The organism is Bradyrhizobium sp. USDA 4353, from assembly GCF_054063215.1.
Genome location: NZ_JBSSGB010000001.1, coordinates 1,419,950 through 1,438,087, shown reverse-complemented (window position 1 = coordinate 1,438,087; position 18,138 = coordinate 1,419,950). Strand labels below are relative to the sequence as shown.

Genomic DNA, 18,138 nt, shown 5'->3' with positions numbered 1-18,138 from the left:
GCTTCGCTCGCCGGCCTCAGCGTCGTCCGTATTCGACGAGCTCCATCGTGGTCTTGCCCTGAACGTGACCGTCGATCCGCGTTTCCGATGTCCGCTTGATCCAGTGATCAACCGCCGGCGCATACCACATCGTCTGTGTCAGCTGCATCTTGCGCGAGGGGTCCTTGGCATTCACGCCCTGCAGCGTCGTCTCGATCTTGTAGGATTCGAATGTGCCCGCCTTGGTGGTCACGCTCTCCTGCCCGACCACCTTGCTCGTTCCGGTCCGCCGGAAGTTGATCCCGTTGGACGGGTTGATATCGTTCGATTTGATGGGCCAGCTCCTGCCGACGGAAAGGGGAGGGCTGATGCCGGTTCCATCGCCCTGCTGGTAGCGCCAAGCGCCGCTGGTCTTGACGTTCCAGTTGCGGTCGAAGGTGAGAAAACCGGTGTCGGAATTCCCCAGCCAGGTCACCTGGACCCCGATCTCGCTAGCGCCCACGTCGGTGATCGTCTGCACCATTGTCGACTTCAACGTGCCAGCGATCTCGTCGCGAATCTCGTAGGTCCAATGGTCGCCCGTCTGCGCGTCTTCCATCGTCTCGATCGCGTCCTGGTGCGCCGCCGGAGCCGCCGTTTCGGCTCGTGCTGCAAATCCGGACACAACGAGCATTGAACACATCAACAAGGCAGCACGGCGCATGGGCAGCTCCAGACGAGGGGACACGTAGAAGTTCCATCGGGTAGGTAATTACCCCAAGGGAACTCTGACGTTAAGTGCCGCTGGAGATTTTTGCCGGTCGAGATCACGTCGCGACCGCGCCGACGATGGGGCCGCCGGCGGCTATCGGTCGCCGCTTTCGCTGGGACGCGGCGCGGCGGCAGCGTCCTCCTCTGACGCCGATCGATCCTCGCCTTCAATCTCGGTCGGTAGCTCGATGATCACCCGGCCGCCCGCGAGATCCACCGTCGGCACGACGGCATTGGTGAACGGCAGCATCAAGGTGCTGCCGGAGGGCGGGGCGATCTCGATGATATCGCCGGCACCGAAATTATGGATCGCGAGCACGCGGCCGAGCGGGGCGCCCGCCGTGGTCTCGGCAGCCAGGCCGATCAGGTCGGCATGGTAGTATTCATCGTCATCGGTCTCGGGGAGACGATCGCGCGGAACGTAGAGCTCGAGGCCGTTGAGGCGCTCGGCGGCGTTGCGGTCGGTGATGCCCTTGAAGCTGGCGACGAGATGATCCTTCGCCTCGCGCGCTTTCGCGACTTCGAGCGAGCGGCTGCCGTCCTTCGTGGTCAGCGGGCCGTAATGCAGCACGGCCAGCGGATCCTCAGTGAAGGTCCATAAACGGACCTCGCCGCGCACACCGTGCGCGGCGCCGATCTTGGCGACGCAGATGAGTTTGGACATCAGCGGGCCCCGTCCTTCGAGACGCGCGCAAGGGCGCGCTCCTCAGGACGAGGAGCCAGATCCTCATGCTGAGGAGCACGGCGCAAGCCGTGCGTCTCGAAGCATGAGGCCACGATCGTCAACGGACCTTAGCCCTTGGCGGCGGCTTCGGCCTGGGCCTTGCGCTCCTTGCGCGGCACGGCCTTCTCGGGGTTGTTGCGGGCTTCGCGCTTCTTGACGCCGGCGGTGTCGAGGAAGCGGGCGACGCGGTCGGACGGCTGCGCGCCCTTGGCGAGCCAGGCCTTCACCTTCTCCATGTCGAGCTTGAGGCGCGCCTCGTTATCCTTCGGCATCAGCGGATTGAAGTGGCCGAGACGCTCGATGAAGCGGCCGTCGCGGGGAAAGCGCGAGTCGGCGACGACGACGTGATAGACCGGGCGCTTCTTGGTGCCGGCACGGGCGAGACGAATGACGACGGACATGAAAGTTCTCCTATGAGGTCGATGTAGCGATGTGAAGTTGGATGGAGGTCGTCATTGCGAGCGAAGCGAAGCAATCCAGAGCGGCATGCGCGACTCTGGATTGCTTCGTCGCTTCGCTCCTCGCAATGACGGGAGTGAGGTCATTTCTTCTTCCCGGGAGGGAGGCCGAGGCCCGGCAGCGTCGGCTTGCCGCTGAGGCCGGTGAGGCCCGGCAGATTGGGCAAACCACCGCGCAGGCCGGCGGGAAGATCCTTCGGCAAATTCGGCAGGCCGCCGCCGGGCATGCCGCCCGGCATCTTCTCGGCGAGCGCCTTGAGCTGCTCCGGCGAGGGCATGCCGCCACCGCCGCCGAAGCCCATCGCCTGGGCGATGCCGGCGAGCGGGCCACGCTTGCCGGAGCCCATGGCCTTCATGACGTCGGCCATGTTCCGGTGCATCTTGAGCAGCTTGTTGACGTGCTCGACGCTCTGGCCGGAGCCGGCAGCGATACGCTTCTTGCGGCTCGCCTTGAGCAGGTCGGGATGCTTGCGCTCCTCGCGCGTCATCGAATCGATGATCGCGACCTGGCGCTTCAGGATCTTGTCGTCGATCCCGGCGGCCGCGATCTGGTTCTTCATCTTGGAGATGCCGGGCATCATACCCATCAGCCCGCTGATGCCGCCCATCTGCGACATCTGCAAGAGCTGCTCGCGCATGTCGTTGAGATCGAACTGACCCTTGCGCATCTTCTCGGCGGCGCGCGCGGCCTTCTCGGCGTCGATATTCGCCGCGGCCTTCTCGACCAGCGAGACGATGTCGCCCATGCCAAGGATGCGGCCGGCGATACGCGAGGGATAGAAGTCCTCGAGCGCGTCGGTCTTTTCGCCGGTGCCGAGCAGCTTGATCGGCTTGCCGGTGACGGCGCGCATCGACAGCGCGGCGCCGCCGCGGCCGTCGCCGTCGATCCGGGTCAGCGCAATGCCTGTGAGACCGACGCGCTGGTCGAACGAGCGGGCGAGGTTGACGGCGTCTTGGCCGGTCAGCGAATCCGCGACCAGCAGCACCTCGTGCGGATTGGCGACCGCCTTGATCTCGGCGGCCTCCTTCATCATGTCCTCGTCGAGCGTGGTGCGGCCGGCGGTGTCGAGCAGCACCACGTCATAGCCGCCGAGCTTGGCGGCCTCGATGGCGCGGCGCGCGATCTGCGGCGGCATCTGCCCGGCGACGATCGGCAGGGTCGGGATGTCCAAATCGCGGCCGAGCACCGCGAGCTGCTCCATGGCGGCCGGACGGTAGACGTCGAGCGAGGCCATCAGCACCTTGCGCTTGTCGCGCTGGACCATGCGGCGGGCGAGCTTGGCGGTGGTGGTGGTCTTACCGGAGCCCTGCAGGCCGACCATCATGATCGGCACCGGCGGCACCGCGTTGAGGTCGATGGTCTGGCCGTCGTCGCCGAGCGTCTTGACCAGCTCGTCATGGACGATCTTCACGACCATCTGGCCGGGGGTGACCGACTTGACGACGGTGGCGCCGATCGCCTGCTCGCGGACGCGGTCGGTGAAGCTGCGGACAACCTCCAGCGCGACGTCGGCCTCGAGCAGCGCCCGACGGACCTCGCGCATCGCGGCGTCGACATCGGCCTCCGAGAGCGAACCGCGCCCCGTCAGCCGATCGAGAATGCCGCCAAGCCTTTCCGACAGATTGTCGAACAATGCCGTTATCCCTTCTTCACCTCTCCCCACCGGGGAGAGGTCGGATCGCGTCAGCGATCCGGGTGAGGGGTGCGGGACGACGGTTTGCACCGTAACCCCTCACCCCAGCCCTCTCCCCACGGGAGAGGGAGCCGCAGTGTCGCCCGGTGTTGACACCGGACCAAATCTCCAAACACCTTTGCGCCCGAGGGCGCACAGCGCTGTCGGGCGTTGACCTCCGGCCTCCAGGGCCGGGCGGTGGCTCGAAAAGACGAAACTTTCCGAAATTCGGCCGGGTTAAACCCTCCGCAGAGGGAAAAGTCAAGGAAACTTGCTTTCGGGCGCCCCGTTGCCGGACTCTAGGGGGCTGCTTACCTCCTGCAGCAGTTCAGCTTTCCCCCGCGAGGACGCCCTTGCTGCGCCGTTCCAGGACCTATTCCGGCCCCGTCACCGACCATTTCGACGGCAAGCGCTTCTACGATCCCGACGGCGTTCCGCCCAAATCCCTCGCCCAGGTGCTGCGCTGGCAATTCGACCGCAACGGCAAGCGCTCGAAATGGCCCGAGTGGGCGCCGAGCCCGCATGCGGATACCCCGCCGCACCGGATCGACGGCGAGGCGGTGCGGCTGTCCTTCATCGGCCATGCCAGCTGGCTGGTCCAGACCGGCGGGCTCAACATTCTGATCGACCCCGTCTGGTCCGAGCGGGTGTCGCCGTTCTCGTTCGCCGGGCCCCGGCGGCACAACGATCCCGGCATTGCCTTCGAGGCGCTGCCGCATATCGACGTCGTGCTGGTGTCGCATGGCCACTACGACCATCTCGATATCAGCACGCTGTCGCGGCTGACGGCGAAGTTCGCGCCGCGCGTGGTGACGCCGCTCGGCAACGATCTGACAATGACCGATGCGGATTCGAAGATCCGCGCCGAAGCCTATGACTGGCATGACCGCGTGCCGCTGAACGACGAGGTCGCGGTGACCCTGGTGCCGACCCGGCACTGGACGGCGCGCGGCATCTTCGATCGCAACAAGGCGCTGTGGGCGAGCTTTGTCTTGGAGACGCCGCGCGGCAAGCTCTACATCGTCTGCGATTCCGGTTACGGCACGGGTAAGCATTTCCGCCGCGTCGCGGAAGCGCATGCGCCTATCAGGCTTGCGATCCTGCCGATCGGCGCCTACGAGCCGCGCTGGTTCATGCGCGACCAGCACATGAACCCCGAGGATGCCGTGCAGGCGCTGCAGGATTGCGGCGCCGAGGCCGCGCTGGCGCATCACCACGGCACGTTCCAGCTGACGGACGAGGCCATCGATGCGCCGGTGCACGCGCTGCATGCCGCGCTCGATTCCGCCGGGATTCCGCGCGAGCGGTTCGGCGTACTCAAGCCGGGGCAGGTCGTGGAGATTTAACTACACCGTCGCTACAAAACAGGTGTCGTCCCGGCCTTGAGCCGAGACCCATAACCACCGAATGAATTTTTGCGAAGGCTGATAGCTCCACCTCGCGCGACAACATCCGCCGCGGAGTATGGGGCCGGCTCGAGGCCGGGACGACAGCGAGTTTGTAGGTGCGCCGTCGGCTCGCGGCTTGACGTGCATGCGTGGCGCGGAAGCAGGGGCGCCTTACTGTTACTGCGCCGCCTTGATCGCCCAGGTCACGCTGACCGTGACCGACAGCGTCTCCTCACCCTGTGCGACCGGGGTCGGTGCGCCGGCTGCCATTGGGGCAGCAAACGTCTTGGCGCGGAACACCGGGGTCGGCGCGCCGTCCTCGGCGATGTTGAGCGGCTGGCCCAGCGTGACGCCGGCAGCCTTGGCGTAGATCTCGGCCTTGCGGCGGGCATCGGCGACCGCCTTCTCGCGCGCCTGGTCGAGCAGCTTGGACGGCTCGGCGACGCTGAAGAAGACGTTGCCGACATCGTTGGCGCCGGCGGCAACCACCGCATCGATCACGTTCGCCACCTTGGCCACGTCGTGGAGCTTGATCGTCACGCGATTGCTGGCGCGATAGCCGGTGACAGCCGGCTGGCCCGGCCGGTTCTGCGCATATTGCGGCTGCAGCGATAGCCGCGAGGTCTGCACATCCTTGTCGGCGATCCCCGCCGTCTTCAGCGCCTGCAACACCCTGGCCATCGCGGTGTTGTTGGCCTCGGCCGCCTCGCGCGCGGTCTTGGCGTCCGAGGCGACGCCGGCATCGATCTGCGCCAGATCCGGCGGCGCCTGCACGTTGCCTTCGCCGCTGACCGTGATCGCCGGCGTGTCCTGCCGGGCAATGTCGTCCGCCAGCGCGGGCAGGGCGGTCGAGGCCACAATCGCGGCGACGAGCAGCGGTCTGATCATCATGGCGCTCACTTCAGCGGGACGTAGACGTTGATGACGAGCTTGTCCTCGGCCGTCTTCAGGGGATCGGTCAGGTACTCCTCGATGAAGGTGTCCTTGGCCTCGAGGCGGCGCTCGTCGAGATGGTTGGTGATCGCCTCGTAGGTGTTGTCCATGTTGTCGTAGGAGCCGCGATGGACGAATTTCAGCGCCTTGCCCTCGGGCGACTGGCCGATGCTCATGCCCTTGCCGAGCGTCTTCGGCTCCTGCTCGATCGGCATCTCCGCGAGATAAGTGAAGCCGTTGTCGTCGGTGGAGGTGTAGACGATCATGCCATTGCCGGCGGGCTTGACGCCCTGCTTGTCCAGTGTGGTCGACAGCGCCTTGAAGGAGTCGATCAGCGTGTCAAACGCATTGTCCCAATTGGCGGTGCCCTTCACCAGCACGACCTTCTTGGCCTCGAGCTTGATCTCGTCGCCAAAGGCGTCGGCGGTCTGGCTCGGCGCGGCGGCGGGCGGAGTGGCCGGAGCCTGGGCTGCGGGCGAGGATGACGGCGAGGGGCTGGCACTGGCGGCCGGCGTCGGGCTGGCTGAAGGGGACGGACTGGCCGAGGCTGCGGGGGCAGGCATCGCGCTCGGGGCGGGCGCGGGCGAGGCTGAGGCCGCCGGAGCCGGGGAGGCGGACGGCGCCTGCGCCCGGGCGATCGGGCCGCCCAGCGCCAGCGCGACCGAGCTCACGGCCAGAACGAGGCGGAAAGTGCTGAGATTCATTCGACTATTCTCCAGTGGCCGTGCTGTTTTGCCCGGTTCGAGCCGGCGAATGGACCGGTACCTATCATGCCCGGCGGCGCGGCGTCCCATGACAGATGCGTCATGTCCCCCTGCGGACTGGTCAATGCGGCGCCATTCGCCATATAAGGCGGACACAATTTGGATATTTTCATGAGCGCGCTGGCCAACCACAGCTTCGTCAAGATGAACGGCATCGGCAACGAGATCGTCGTGCTGGACCTGCGCGACGTGAAGCATGTCGTCACGCCTGACGAGGCGCGGGCGGTTGCATCGCGTATTCCTTACGACCAGCTGATGGTGCTGCAGCGGCCGCGGCTCGACGGCACCGAGGCCTTCATCCGCATCTACAACAACGACGGCTCGGAGTCCGGCGCCTGCGGCAACGGCATGCGCTGCGTGGTGAGCCAAGTGTTCGGCAAGACCGGCCAGACCAGCGCCACGTTCGAGACCCGCGCGGGCCTTTTGAACTGCTGGCAGGGGCCGTCGCCCGAGCTCTACACCGTCGACATGGGCGCGCCGAAGTTCGGCTGGCAGGAGATTCCGCTCGCGGAGGAGTTCCGCGACACCCGCTACATCGAGCTGCAGATCGGTCCGATCGATGCGCCGATCCTGCATTCGCCGTCGGTGGTCAGCATGGGCAATCCGCACGCGGTGTTCTGGGTCGACAACGACGTCAATTCCTACGACCTCGAGCGCTTCGGTCCGCTGCTGGAGAACCACCCGATCTTCCCGGAGCGCGCCAACATCACGCTGGCGCAGATCGTCGACCGCGATCACATCACGATGCGCACCTGGGAGCGCGGCGCGGGGCTGACCAGGGCCTGCGGCTCGGCGGCTTGCGCGACGGCCGTGGCGGCCGCGCGGCTGAAACGCGCCAACCGCCTTGTCCACATGACCTTGCCCGGCGGCGAGCTGACGATCGAATGGCGCGAGCGCGATGACCACGTGCTGATGACGGGCACCGCGACGTTCGAATTCGAGGGGCGGTTCGAGCCAGAGCTGTTCGCCAGCGTCGCATGAGCGTCGACGTCGTCACCTTCGGCTGCCGGCTCAACGCGTTCGAATCCGAGCTGATCGCGAGGCACGCCGAGGCGTCGGGCGCCGACGACACCATCGTCATCAACAGCTGCGCCGTCACCAACGAGGCGGTCGCGCAGGCGCGACAGTCGATCCGCAAATTGAAGCGCGAGCGTCCCGATGCGCGCATCGTCGTGACCGGCTGCGCGGCACAGACGCAAAGCGCGATGTTCGCTGATATGCCCGAGGTCGACCGCGTCATCGGCAATGAGGACAAGCTACAGCCTGAGGCATGGCGCGCGGCGGCGCAGGCGCTGGCGGCGCCGCGGTTCGGCATCGATGCGTCGGAAAAAGTTGCGGTGTCCGACATCATGGCCGTCACCGAGATGGCGCCGCATCTCGTCGACGGTTTTCAGCGCGGCCTGCCGCGCGTGTTCGTCCAGGTGCAGAACGGCTGCGACCACCGCTGCACCTTCTGCATCATCCCGTTCGGTCGCGGCAATTCACGCTCGGTGCCGATGGGGGCGGTGGTCGATCAGGTGCGGACGCTGGCCGAGCGCGGACATGCCGAGATCGTGCTGACCGGCGTCGATCTTACGAGCTACGGCGCGGATTTGCCCGGAACGCCGAAGCTCGGCCGGCTGGTGAAGCAGATCCTGCGTCACGTGCCGGAGCTGAAACGCCTGCGTATCTCCTCGATCGATTCGATCGAAGCCGATGCCGATCTGCTCGATGCGCTCGCCGGCGATATCAGGCTGATGCCGCATCTCCATCTGTCGCTGCAGGCCGGCGATGACCTGATCCTGAAGCGGATGAAGCGGCGGCACGCGCGTGCGGATGCGATTGCGTTCTGCGATCAGGTGCGTCGGCTGCGGCCGGAGATCGCGCTCGGCGCTGATCTGATCGCAGGCTTTCCGACGGAAACCGAGGAGATGTTTTTGCGTTCGCTCGACCTGGTCGAGGCATGCGGGCTCACGTTCCTGCACGTCTTTCCCTATTCGCCCCGTCCCGGCACGCCGGCCGCGCGCATGCCGCAGGTCGATGGCGCTGTGATCCGCGATCGGGCGCGGCGACTGCGGGCGGCGGGAGAGGCGGCGTTGCGGCGGCGGTTGGATGCCGAGATCGGCTGCGCGCGCGAGGTGCTGATCGAGAGCGCAACGCAGGGCCGGACGGAGCATTATCTGCCTGTGGCTATCAGCGGCGGCGAGCCGGGCTCCGTGCAGCGGCTCGTCATCACCGGACATGATAGTGCGCGACTATTGGCCCAGAACTCCGTCATGCCCGGGCTTGACCCGGGCATCCACGCTGTGTCCACGACGTAAGACGTGGATGGCCGGGACAGGCCCGGCCATGACGCGTGGAGAAAGACGGGCTTACTCGCCATTCCACGCGCACAGCCGGAGCCGCTCGTGCATGTGCAGCGGCGCCGGCGCCACCACGTGCACCGGCGGCTTGTTCTTCGATAGCGGAATCGAAATCTCGCGCGCGTGCAGATGCAGTCGCGGCTCGCCGAAGCGGGGGCCGTTGCCGTAGATGTTGTCGCCGGCGATCGGCCAGCCGGATGCGGCAGAGTGTACGCGGAGCTGGTGCGTGCGGCCGGTGATGGGTTCCATGGCGAGCCAGGTGAGTTTGGTCGTGTTGGCGGATAGGGCCTCGCTCTCGCTACGAGCGCCCTGCGCTCCCTCCCCCCTTGTGGGGGAGGGTTGGGGAGAGGGGTGGCTCCGGGCGAGACCGCTCGTGGGGACCCCCACCCCCACCCCCGACCCCTCCCCGCAAGGGGGAGGGGAGTCGGTGCCGCAAGTGAGAGGCGAGCCAGGGGATGGGACGGCAGTGGGGGGTGCGTACGAGCGCCCCAGCACCCGCCATTTCGTCACTGCCGGCTGTCCGTTCGGGTCCGGCTTTTGCCACCAGCCCCGCTCCGCATTCAGCTTCGCCAGCGGCAATTCGATCACGCCTTCGTCAGCCTCCGGGCCGCCTTCGACCACCGCCCAATACGTCTTCGAAATCTTGCCATGCTTGAACAAAAGCCCGAGCGACGCCGTTGCCTTGCGATGGCGGCCCAGCACGAGACAGCCGGAGGTGTCCTTGTCCAGCCGATGCGCCAGCACCGGCGGGCGTGGCAGGCCGAAGCGGAGCGCATCGAACGAGGCTTCGAGGTTCGGGCCGCCCTTCGGTCCCTTGTGCACGGGGATGCCGGCCGGCTTGTCGATCACCAGCATCAGCCCGTCGCGGTGGAGTACGCGGGCGAGCATCTCCTCATCGGTGGGTTGGTTAATGTCCATGGAAACCGTAATGCGGGTGCGAGGCTTTCGTTTGCGGGAGGAAAGGGCTAACACCACGCCATGAACGATACCACCTCCGAAACACCCAAGCGGTCGTGGTGGCGGCGGCTGTCGGACGGCCTGAAGCGCACCTCCGGCGCGCTCGGCACGGCCGTGGCCGACCTCGTCACCAAGCGCAAGCTCGACAGCGCGATGCTCGACGACATCGAGGACGTGCTGCTGCGCGCCGATCTCGGCACCAGCGTGGCTGCACGGATCGCCGAAGCCGTCGGCGCCGGCCGCTATGACAAGGCGATCAGCGCCGACGAGGTCAAGGCGGTGGTCGCGACCGAGGTCGAGAAGGTGCTGTCGCCGGTGGCGAAGCCGCTGACGATCGAGCCCGGTCACAAGCCGTTCGTGATCCTCGTGGTCGGCGTCAACGGCTCCGGCAAGACCACGACGATCGGCAAGCTCGCGCAGAAATTCGCCTCCGAAGGCAAGCAGGTGATGCTGGCCGCGGGCGACACCTTCCGCGCCGCCGCGATCGAACAGCTCAAGGTCTGGGGCGAGCGCACCAAGGCCCCGGTGATTGCGGGCACACAAGGCTCGGATTCCGCCAGCCTCGCCTTCACCGCCATCACCGCCGCGAAGGAGCAGGGCCGCGACATCCTGCTGATCGATACCGCCGGCCGGCTGCAGAACAAGGCCGAGCTGATGAACGAGCTCGAGAAGGTCGTGCGCGTCATTCGCAAGGTCGACGCCTCGGCGCCGCATGCGGTGCTGCTCGTGCTCGACGCCACCGTGGGACAAAATGCGCTGTCGCAGGTCGAGGCGTTCCATCGTACGGCTGGCGTCACCGGCCTGGTGATGACCAAGCTCGACGGCACGGCACGCGGCGGCATCCTGGTGGCGCTGTCGGAGAAGTTCAAGCTGCCGGTGCACTTCATCGGCGTCGGCGAGGGCGTCGAGGATCTGCAGCCGTTCGCGGCGAAAGATTTTGCGCGGGCGATCGCCGGCATCGAGGATTGACGCCGGCGCGCCGCTCCGGCGCGGTGGCATCGAAGACGACCGGACCCGCTGCGTCGCCGCCGACGACAGCCAACAGGACATGGAATGGACAAGACCCAGCCGCATCCGCTGTTCAAGCTGGCCACCGAGCTCGGCCCGCTGATCGTGTTCTTTGTCGTCAACGCCAAGTTCAATCTGTTCGCCGCGACCGGTGCCTTCATGGTCGCGATCATCGCGGCGCTGATCGCGTCCTATGTCGTGACGCGGCACATTCCGCTGATGGCGCTGGTCACGGCCGTCGTCGTGATCGTGTTCGGCACCTTGACGCTGGTGCTGCACGACGAGACCTTCATCAAGGTCAAGCCGACCATCATCTACGGCCTGTTTGCGGCCGTGCTCGGCGGAGGGCTGCTGTTCAACCGCTCCTTCATCGCGATCATGTTCGATCAGATGTTCAATCTGACATCAGTAGGCTGGCGCATTCTCACCTTCCGCTGGGCGCTGTTCTTCGCCGCCATGGGGGTGCTGAACGAGATCGTCTGGCGCACGCAGAGCACGGATTTCTGGGTCGGCTTCAAGGCCTTCGGCGTGCTGCCGCTGACCATGATCTTCGCCATCGCCCAGATGCCGCTGATCAAGCGCTACCACCAGGACCCGGCCTCGCTGGCGGCCAGCGATGCGGCGGAAGGGGATGTAAGCAAGGGGTAGCTCTGCTACCGCCGTCATTGCGAGCGAAGCGAAGCAATCCAGAGCCGAGCAAGGACTCTGGATTGCTTCGTCGCTGTGCTCCTCGCAATGACGCCGGGGCTAAGATCCCGCCTTCAGCGCCTTCTCGATCTCCGGCTTCAACACCGCATCGATGTTCTGCGCCGTGATCGGGCCGACCAGCTTGTAGACGATGGTGCCCTCGCGCCCGACGACGAAGGTCTCGGGTACCCCGTAGACGCCCCATTCGATGCCGGCGCGGCCATTGCCGTCGACGCCGACGACGTCATAGGGGTTGCCGTAGCGGCCGAGGAAGCGGCGGGCGTTGTCGGCGGCGTCCTTGTAGTTGATGCCGATGATCTGGAAACGCTTGTCGCGGCCGAGGTCGACCAGCAGCGGCGCCTCGTCGTGGCACGGCACGCACCAGGAGGCCCAGACGTTGACGATGCTGACCCTGCCCTTGAGCACGGCCGGGTCGAGCCCGGGCACAGCCGTGCCGTCCTTGGCGAGCTCGGGCAGCGGCGGCAGCGGCGTTGCCGGCGCGGGTCGGCCGATCAGCGCGGAGGGAATTCGCGACGGATCGCCATTGCCGAGCCGGAACCAGAACAGCGCGGCCAGCCCGAGAAACACCACGAGCGGCAGCAGCATCAACAGTGAGCGCCGGCGCGGCGCGGCCTCGGGGGCGGTCTGGTCGGTCATTGCATGTCCGTGGCGGCGCGGCCGGAGCGGCGGCTGATGCCGCTGTCCTCGAGCGCGCGCAGTCGCGCCTTCTGGGTGCGGTAGTCGATCGCGATCCAGGCGATCAGCAGCACGACGACCAGCGCCGCGGCGAGGTAGGAGGTCGCGATGAAGGAGGTGTAGGGGCCGAGGTCCATGTCAGGCCGCTCCCACGATCTGGCTGGCCGCGCCGCCGGACGGCGCACTGCCTGGGTAGGCCCGCGCCTGCATCATCTGCAGGCTGCGCACGCGACGGCGCAGGATCTCGTTGCGCATGGCGGCGACGTGCAGGGTGACGAACAGGAAGGAGAAGCCGATCGCCATCACCAGCAGCGGGATCAGGAACGACTTGTCCAGCGCCGGGCCGCCCATCCGCATCACCGAGGCCGGCTGGTGCAGCGTGTTCCACCAGTCGACCGAGAACTTGATGATCGGCAGGTTGATGGCGCCGACCAAGGTCAGCACCGCGGCGGCGCGGGCGGCGCGGGTCGGGTCCTCGACTGAGCGCCACAGCGCCATCAGGCCGAGATACATCAGGAACAGGATCAGCACCGAGGTCAGCCGGGCGTCCCATTCCCAATAGGTGCCCCACATCGGCCTGCCCCAAAGCGAGCCCGTGAGCAGGGCCAGGAAGGTGAAGCTGGCGCCGATCGGGGCGGCGGCCTTGGCGGCGACATCGGCGAGCGGATGCCGCCACACCAGCGTGCCGAGCGAGGCGATGCTCATGACACCCCAGACGAACATCGACAGCCACGCATTGGGCACGTGGATGAACATGATCTTGACGGTCGCGCCCTGCTGGTAGTCGTCGGGGGCGAGCGCCGACAGGTACAGGCCGGCGCCCAGCAGCACGACGGTGACCAGCGCCAGCCACGGCAGCAGCCGCGCCGCGAGCGCAAGGAACCGGGTGGGATTGGCGAGGTCGATCAGCGACATGAAAACCTTGTTAAAGGGGGAAGCGTTTGCAGTCCATCAGCACGGCATGGCTGGCCAAGAGTTGATCATGGTCAAGTTGATCATGGTCAAACCCCGCCGGTGTTCCCTTAGTCCAGGCCGTTGCGCAGGCTGGTTGCAGCCGCGAACGGACCGATCACGAAGCTGACCAGCGACAGCGCGCACAGGATCGAGAACGGCGCCCCAAACGGGAGCGGACCCACGATGGCAGCCTGCGACGCCGCGACGCCGAAGATAAGGACCGGAATGGACAGCGGCAGGACCAAAACGGCCAGCAGCAGGCCGCCGCGCGACATCGTCACCGCCAGCGCCGCGCCGATCATGCCGATGAAGGTCAGCGCCGGTGTGCCCGCGAGCAGGGTCAGCGCGACGGCGCCGGTGGCGGTCGCATCGAGATTCAGCAGCAGGCCGAGCACGGGCGTGGCGATCACCAGCGGCAGGCCGGCGGCCAGCCAGTGCGCCAGCGCCTTGGCGGCGCAGGCGAGCTCCAGCGGGGTCCGGCTCATGATGAGCAGGTCGAGCGAGCCGTCCTCGTGGTCGGCGGTGAACAGCCGGTCGAGCGTCAGCAGGCTGGCGAGCAGGGCGCCGAGCCAGAGGATGGCTGGGCCGAGCCGGGTGAGGAGGGCGAGGTCGGGGCCGACGGCGAACGGCATCAGCACGACGACGGTGAGAAAGAACAGCACGCCAATCAGCGCACCGCCGCCGATGCGCAGCGCGATCCGGATGTCGCGGCGGATGAGGGCACCGAGGGCTGTCATGTGATGGAAGCCTCGCAAGATGAGGTCGCATCGCCATGGGGAGAGCCGAGCCCCTTCCCCGAGCACACTGCGTTCCCTCCCCCCTTGTGGGGGAGGGCTAGGGAGGGGGGTGGCTCCGGGCGAGACTGCCCGTGTGGACCCCCACCCATAGCCGAAGCTCTGCTTCGGCGTACCTTGAAGAAGCCGTCCGCGAATGCGGCCGGTTGCCTTCCCCGCAAGTGGGAAGGGGGCTGATGGGCCGGTGCTTGGAGCGTTTGATTCTTTGCGAACAATTCAGAGCGCGTCGTGGGGTACCCCCCTCCCTGACCCTCCCCCACAAGGGGGGAGGGAACGGAGAGGTCGCTGGGTGGGGCGGGGAAGATAGGAAGGGGAGTAGTCACGCCATTGCTCCGATCCGCAGCTCGCGAGCGTCGATACCCAGCGGCCCATGGGTGGCGGCAACGATCAATCCACCCCCGGCGAGATGCTCGCGCATCAGGCCTGCGAACATGGCCTGGCCCGCGACATCGAGCGCCGCGGTCGGTTCGTCCAGCAGCCACAGCAGCCGCGGCACGGCGAGCAGGCGGGCGAGGGACAGCCGGCGGCGCTGGCCGGCGGACAGATAGCCGGCGGGCAGATCAATCGCGTGCGCGATGCCGACGGCGGCGAGGCAATCCGGGATTGTACGGGTCATTCCGCCGCCGAGAAAGTCGGCCCAGAACGTCAGGTTCTCGCGCACGCTGAGCGCCGACTTCAGCGCGTCGCGGTGGCCGAGATAATGCGCCTGCTCCGGCACGGTCAGCTCACCCTCGCCGCCCTCGATGGCGATGGTGCCGCCCGCCGGCAGCAAGAGGCCTGCGATCAGCCGCAGCAGCGAGGTTTTGCCCGCGCCATTGTGTCCCGTCACGGCCAGCGCCTCGCCCGCGCGCGCCTCGAAAGCAAGGCCTGAGAACACCTCGCGGCCGCCGCGCACGCATCTGACGTCTTGTCCGAACAGCCTCGGAGACGGTGGTGGAGACAGCTGCATGGCGGGTCGTGACAGCCCTTACGAAATTGATGGCTAGCGTGTGAGAATTTGTGGGTGATGCGACGCCGGGACTTGATTGTCTCTGTAGCGACGCAGTTAGAAAGCTTCTATAAGCCCGACCTTGATGCAGCACACAATCGCCCGCTGCAAGCCATCCGGCGCCTCGCGCTGACGGTTCGAAAATACCCCCTCAGGGTATACAGATCAATTGGGATTCCCACGCATGACCTCGCTCGACAGCTTCAAGTGTCGCAAGACCCTCAAGGTCGGAACGAAGAGCTACATCTATTACAGCTTGCCCACAGCCGAGAAGAACGGTCTCAAGGACATCTCGAAGCTGCCGTACTCGATGAAGGTGCTGCTCGAGAACCTCTTGCGCAACGAGGACGGCCGCACCGTCACCAAGGACGACATCGTCGCGGTGTCGAAATGGCTGCGCAAGAAGTCGCTGGAGCACGAGATCGCCTTCCGCCCGGCGCGCGTGCTGATGCAGGATTTCACCGGCGTGCCGGCGGTCGTCGACCTTGCCGCCATGCGCAACGCGATGCAGAAGCTCGGCGGCGATGCCGAGAAGATCAACCCGCTGGTGCCGGTCGACCTCGTCATCGACCACTCGGTGATCGTGAACTACTTCGGTGACAACAAGGCGTTCGGCAAGAACGTCGCCGAGGAGTACAAGCAGAACCAGGAGCGTTACGAATTCCTGAAGTGGGGCCAGAAGGCGTTCTCGAACTTCTCCGTCGTCCCGCCCGGCACCGGCATCTGCCACCAGGTCAACCTCGAATATCTGGCGCAGACGGTCTGGACCAAGAAGGAGAAGATGACGGTCGGCCGCACCAAGGGTACCTTCGAGGTCGCCTATCCGGACTCGCTGGTCGGCACCGATTCGCACACCACCATGGTCAATGGTCTTGCCGTGCTCGGCTGGGGCGTCGGCGGCATCGAGGCCGAGGCCTGCATGCTCGGCCAGCCCTTGTCGATGCTGCTGCCTGACGTCGTCGGCTTCAAGCTGACCGGCGCGCTGAAGGAAGGCGTCACCGCGACCGACCTCGTGCTGACCGTCACCCAGATGCTGCGCAAGCTCGGCGTGGTCGGCAAGTTCGTCGAGTTCTTCGGCCCCGGCCTCGACCATCTCTCGGTCGCCGACAAGTCGACCATTGCCAACATGGCTCCTGAATACGGCGCGACCTGCGGCTTCTTCCCGGTCGACACCGCGACCATCGACTATCTCAAGACCTCGGGCCGCAAGGGCCCGCGCGTCGCGCTGGTCGAGGCCTATGCCAAGGCGCAGGGCCTGTTCCGCACCGCCAAGTCGCCCGACCCGGTGTTCACCGAGACGCTGAACCTCGATCTCGGCGACGTCGTGCCGTCGATGGCCGGTCCGAAGCGTCCCGAGGGCCGCATCGCGCTGCCTGCCGTGGCCGAAGGTTTCGGCACCGCGCTGGCCGGCGAGTACAAGAAGCCGGATGCCGCCGAGCAGCGCTTCCCGGTCGAGGGCAAGGATTTCGACATCGGCCATGGCGACGTCGTCATCGCCGCCATCACCTCCTGCACCAACACCTCGAACCCGAGCGTGCTGATCGGCGCCGGCCTGCTGGCCCGCAACGCCGCCGCCAAGGGCCTCAAGGCCAAGCCGTGGGTGAAGACCTCGCTCGCCCCGGGCAGCCAAGTGGTTGCCGAGTACCTCGCGAACTCCGGCCTGCAGAAGGACCTCGATAAGGTCGGCTTCAACCTGGTCGGCTTCGGCTGCACCACCTGCATCGGCAATTCCGGCCCGCTGCCGGAGGAGATCTCGAAGTCGATCAACGATAACGGCGTCGTCGCGGCGGCGGTCCTCTCGGGCAACCGCAACTTCGAAGGCCGTGTCTCACCGGACGTGCAGGCCAACTACCTGGCCTCGCCGCCGCTGGTCGTCGCCTACGCGCTCGCCGGCACCGTGACCAAGGACCTTGCGGTCGAGCCTATCGGCATCGGCAAGGACAAGAAGCCGGTCTACCTGAAGGACATCTGGCCGACGACGAAGGAGGTCAATGACTTCGTCAAGAAGTTCGTCAAGGCCTCGATCTTCAAGAAGCGCTACGCCGACGTGTTCAAGGGCGACACCAACTGGCGCAAGATCAAGACCGTCGAGAGCGAGACCTATCGCTGGAACATGTCGTCGACCTACGTGCAGAACCCGCCGTATTTCGAGGGCATGAAGAAGGAGCCTGAGCCGATCAAGGACATCGTCGAGGCCCGTGTGCTGGCGCTGTTCGGCGACAAGATCACCACCGACCACATCTCGCCGGCCGGTTCGATCAAGCTGACCTCGCCCGCAGGCAAGTTCCTCAGCGAGCACCAGGTCCGCCCCGCCGACTTCAACCAGTACGGCACCCGCCGCGGCAATCACGAGATCATGATGCGCGGCACCTTCGCCAACATCCGCATCAAGAACTTCATGCTCAAGGGCGCCGACGGCAACATCCCCGAGGGCGGCCTGACCAAGCACTGGCCCGACGGCGAGCAGATGTCGATCTACGACGCCGCCATGAAGTACCAGGAAGAGGGCGTGCCGCTGGTCGTGTTCGCCGGCGCCGAATATGGCAACGGCTCGTCGCGCGACTGGGCCGCCAAGGGCACCCGCCTGCTCGGCGTTCGCGCCGTGATCTGCCAGAGCTTCGAGCGCATCCACCGCTCGAACCTGGTCGGCATGGGTGTGCTTCCGCTCACCTTCCAGGAGGGCACCTCGTGGTCTTCGCTCGGCCTCAAGGGCGACGAGAAGGTCACCATCAAGGGCCTGCAGGGTGATCTCAAGCCGCGCCAGACGCTGACCGCGGAGATCGTCTCGGCCGACGGTGCGTCGCAGCAGGTGCCGCTGCTCTGCCGCATCGATACGCTGGACGAGCTCGACTACTACCGGAACGGCGGCATCCTGCACTACGTGCTGCGCAAGCTCGCCGCTTAACCAAAGCGGGATGCGACAGTTTGGCTCACTCTGAAGTGAGTAGCGGGTGATGAAGGAGGCGGCCTAAGACAGAGGCCGCCTCCTTTGCATTTTCGGTTTATTAACTAAGAGGACGGCATCGCGTAGGTGGTGACGCGC

Annotated in this window: 18 protein-coding genes; 6 read left to right on the top strand and 12 right to left on the bottom strand. The window is 66.3% G+C overall.

Going from position 1 to position 18,138, the window contains the following annotated elements; all coding sequences use genetic code 11:
• Window positions 1-16: 16 nt before the first annotated feature.
• The 4 genes from ACVILH_RS06370 to ffh all read right to left on the bottom strand — a co-directional run bounded on the left by ACVILH_RS06370 (window position 17) and on the right by ffh (window position 3,545).
• Window positions 17-682 carry a TapB family protein gene (locus tag ACVILH_RS06370; protein WP_456712138.1) on the bottom strand — a complete coding sequence of 222 codons (666 nt, stop codon included), beginning with the start codon at window positions 680-682 and terminating at the stop codon, window positions 17-19.
• Between the two features lie 141 nt (window positions 683-823).
• Window positions 824-1,393 (bottom strand): ribosome maturation factor RimM, encoded by a 570-nt coding sequence (gene rimM, locus ACVILH_RS06365; RefSeq protein ID WP_456712137.1) that lies wholly within the window; start codon window positions 1,391-1,393, stop codon window positions 824-826.
• 128 nt (window positions 1,394-1,521) lie between these two features.
• Complete coding sequence (gene rpsP, locus ACVILH_RS06360; RefSeq protein ID WP_456712136.1) at window positions 1,522-1,854, bottom strand: 30S ribosomal protein S16; 333 nt, start codon at window positions 1,852-1,854, stop codon at window positions 1,522-1,524.
• A gap of 140 nt (window positions 1,855-1,994) precedes the next feature.
• Window positions 1,995-3,545 (bottom strand): signal recognition particle protein, encoded by a 1,551-nt coding sequence (ffh, locus tag ACVILH_RS06355; RefSeq protein ID WP_456712135.1) that lies wholly within the window; start codon window positions 3,543-3,545, stop codon window positions 1,995-1,997.
• Between the two features lie 392 nt (window positions 3,546-3,937).
• On the opposite strand from ffh, the gene ACVILH_RS06350 reads away from it, so the two are divergent.
• The gene (locus ACVILH_RS06350; protein WP_456712134.1) at window positions 3,938-4,930 is read left to right on the top strand and encodes an MBL fold metallo-hydrolase; all 993 of its coding nucleotides are present in this window, start codon (window positions 3,938-3,940) and stop codon (window positions 4,928-4,930) included.
• 219 nt (window positions 4,931-5,149) lie between these two features.
• Here ACVILH_RS06350 and ACVILH_RS06345 read toward each other — a convergent pair whose 3' ends face one another.
• Both ACVILH_RS06345 and ACVILH_RS06340 read right to left on the bottom strand, forming a co-directional pair.
• A complete protein-coding gene (locus ACVILH_RS06345; RefSeq protein ID WP_456712133.1) occupies window positions 5,150-5,863 on the bottom strand; it encodes an SIMPL domain-containing protein in 714 nt (237 codons plus the stop codon).
• A gap of 5 nt (window positions 5,864-5,868) precedes the next feature.
• A complete protein-coding gene (locus tag ACVILH_RS06340; RefSeq protein ID WP_456712132.1) occupies window positions 5,869-6,609 on the bottom strand; it encodes a GyrI-like domain-containing protein in 741 nt (246 codons plus the stop codon).
• A 171-nt stretch (window positions 6,610-6,780) separates the two neighbouring features.
• Here ACVILH_RS06340 and dapF point away from each other — a divergent pair, with 171 nt between their 5' ends.
• Together dapF and mtaB are read left to right on the top strand one after the other, a co-directional pair.
• Window positions 6,781-7,650 carry a diaminopimelate epimerase gene (gene dapF, locus ACVILH_RS06335; RefSeq protein ID WP_456712131.1) on the top strand — a complete coding sequence of 290 codons (870 nt, stop codon included), beginning with the start codon at window positions 6,781-6,783 and terminating at the stop codon, window positions 7,648-7,650.
• Window positions 7,647-8,969: a tRNA (N(6)-L-threonylcarbamoyladenosine(37)-C(2))-methylthiotransferase MtaB gene (gene mtaB, locus ACVILH_RS06330; RefSeq protein WP_456712130.1), complete on the top strand. Its 1,323-nt coding sequence runs from the start codon at window positions 7,647-7,649 to the stop codon at window positions 8,967-8,969. The genes dapF and mtaB overlap by 4 nt, the downstream gene beginning before the upstream one ends.
• 51 nt (window positions 8,970-9,020) lie before the next feature.
• Here mtaB and ACVILH_RS06325 read toward each other — a convergent pair whose 3' ends face one another.
• Window positions 9,021-9,929 carry an RluA family pseudouridine synthase gene (locus ACVILH_RS06325; RefSeq protein WP_456712129.1) on the bottom strand — a complete coding sequence of 303 codons (909 nt, stop codon included), beginning with the start codon at window positions 9,927-9,929 and terminating at the stop codon, window positions 9,021-9,023.
• A 60-nt stretch (window positions 9,930-9,989) separates the two neighbouring features.
• On the opposite strand from ACVILH_RS06325, the gene ftsY reads away from it, so the two are divergent.
• On the top strand, window positions 9,990-10,937 hold the full coding sequence (gene ftsY / locus ACVILH_RS06320) for a signal recognition particle-docking protein FtsY (protein ID WP_456712128.1): 948 nt from the start codon (window positions 9,990-9,992) through the stop codon (window positions 10,935-10,937).
• Window positions 10,938-11,021: 84 nt separating this feature from the next.
• Window positions 11,022-11,624: a septation protein A gene (locus ACVILH_RS06315; RefSeq protein WP_456712127.1), complete on the top strand. Its 603-nt coding sequence runs from the start codon at window positions 11,022-11,024 to the stop codon at window positions 11,622-11,624.
• Window positions 11,625-11,723: 99 nt separating this feature from the next.
• On the opposite strand, the gene ACVILH_RS06310 is transcribed toward ACVILH_RS06315, so the two are convergent.
• From ACVILH_RS06310 to ccmA, 5 genes are all read right to left on the bottom strand, one after another.
• The gene (locus ACVILH_RS06310; protein ID WP_456712126.1) at window positions 11,724-12,320 is read right to left on the bottom strand and encodes a DsbE family thiol:disulfide interchange protein; all 597 of its coding nucleotides are present in this window, start codon (window positions 12,318-12,320) and stop codon (window positions 11,724-11,726) included.
• Window positions 12,317-12,496, bottom strand: a complete 180-nt coding sequence (gene ccmD / locus ACVILH_RS06305; RefSeq protein ID WP_011923618.1) for a heme exporter protein CcmD — start codon at window positions 12,494-12,496, stop codon at window positions 12,317-12,319. The genes ACVILH_RS06310 and ccmD overlap by 4 nt, the downstream gene beginning before the upstream one ends.
• Window position 12,497: 1 nt before the next feature.
• Entirely contained in the window at window positions 12,498-13,274 is a 777-nt protein-coding gene (locus tag ACVILH_RS06300; protein ID WP_456712125.1) for a heme ABC transporter permease, read from the bottom strand.
• A gap of 107 nt (window positions 13,275-13,381) precedes the next feature.
• Window positions 13,382-14,050, bottom strand: coding sequence for a heme exporter protein CcmB (ccmB, locus tag ACVILH_RS06295; RefSeq protein WP_456712124.1), 669 nt, complete (start codon window positions 14,048-14,050; stop codon window positions 13,382-13,384).
• Between the two features lie 376 nt (window positions 14,051-14,426).
• Complete coding sequence (ccmA, locus tag ACVILH_RS06290) at window positions 14,427-15,056, bottom strand: heme ABC exporter ATP-binding protein CcmA (protein WP_456712123.1); 630 nt, start codon at window positions 15,054-15,056, stop codon at window positions 14,427-14,429.
• 223 nt (window positions 15,057-15,279) lie between these two features.
• Between ccmA and acnA the strand changes: the two genes are divergently transcribed.
• Window positions 15,280-18,000 carry an aconitate hydratase AcnA gene (gene acnA, locus ACVILH_RS06285; protein ID WP_456712122.1) on the top strand — a complete coding sequence of 907 codons (2,721 nt, stop codon included), beginning with the start codon at window positions 15,280-15,282 and terminating at the stop codon, window positions 17,998-18,000.
• The last annotated feature ends 138 nt before the right edge of the window (window positions 18,001-18,138 follow it).

Excerpts from the sequence above, each read along its gene's own strand:
- ccmD (WP_011923618.1), bottom strand. The coding sequence starts at position 12,496 with ATGGACCTCGGCCCCTACACCTCCTTCATCGCGACCTCCTACCTCGCC.
- ACVILH_RS06315 (WP_456712127.1), top strand. The coding sequence starts at position 11,022 with ATGGACAAGACCCAGCCGCATCCGCTGTTCAAGCTGGCCACCGAGCTC.
- ccmA (WP_456712123.1), bottom strand. The coding sequence starts at position 15,056 with ATGCAGCTGTCTCCACCACCGTCTCCGAGGCTGTTCGGACAAGACGTC.
- ccmB (WP_456712124.1), bottom strand. The coding sequence starts at position 14,050 with ATGACAGCCCTCGGTGCCCTCATCCGCCGCGACATCCGGATCGCGCTG.
- ACVILH_RS06300 (WP_456712125.1), bottom strand. The coding sequence starts at position 13,274 with ATGTCGCTGATCGACCTCGCCAATCCCACCCGGTTCCTTGCGCTCGCG.
- ACVILH_RS06370 (WP_456712138.1), bottom strand. The coding sequence starts at position 682 with ATGCGCCGTGCTGCCTTGTTGATGTGTTCAATGCTCGTTGTGTCCGGA.
- ftsY (WP_456712128.1), top strand. The coding sequence starts at position 9,990 with ATGAACGATACCACCTCCGAAACACCCAAGCGGTCGTGGTGGCGGCGG.
- acnA (WP_456712122.1), top strand. The coding sequence starts at position 15,280 with ATGACCTCGCTCGACAGCTTCAAGTGTCGCAAGACCCTCAAGGTCGGA.
- ACVILH_RS06340 (WP_456712132.1), bottom strand. The coding sequence starts at position 6,609 with ATGAATCTCAGCACTTTCCGCCTCGTTCTGGCCGTGAGCTCGGTCGCG.
- rpsP (WP_456712136.1), bottom strand. The coding sequence starts at position 1,854 with ATGTCCGTCGTCATTCGTCTCGCCCGTGCCGGCACCAAGAAGCGCCCG.
- rimM (WP_456712137.1), bottom strand. The coding sequence starts at position 1,393 with ATGTCCAAACTCATCTGCGTCGCCAAGATCGGCGCCGCGCACGGTGTG.
- ACVILH_RS06310 (WP_456712126.1), bottom strand. The coding sequence starts at position 12,320 with ATGACCGACCAGACCGCCCCCGAGGCCGCGCCGCGCCGGCGCTCACTG.
- dapF (WP_456712131.1), top strand. The coding sequence starts at position 6,781 with ATGAGCGCGCTGGCCAACCACAGCTTCGTCAAGATGAACGGCATCGGC.
- ACVILH_RS06345 (WP_456712133.1), bottom strand. The coding sequence starts at position 5,863 with ATGATGATCAGACCGCTGCTCGTCGCCGCGATTGTGGCCTCGACCGCC.
- mtaB (WP_456712130.1), top strand. The coding sequence starts at position 7,647 with ATGAGCGTCGACGTCGTCACCTTCGGCTGCCGGCTCAACGCGTTCGAA.
- ACVILH_RS06325 (WP_456712129.1), bottom strand. The coding sequence starts at position 9,929 with ATGGACATTAACCAACCCACCGATGAGGAGATGCTCGCCCGCGTACTC.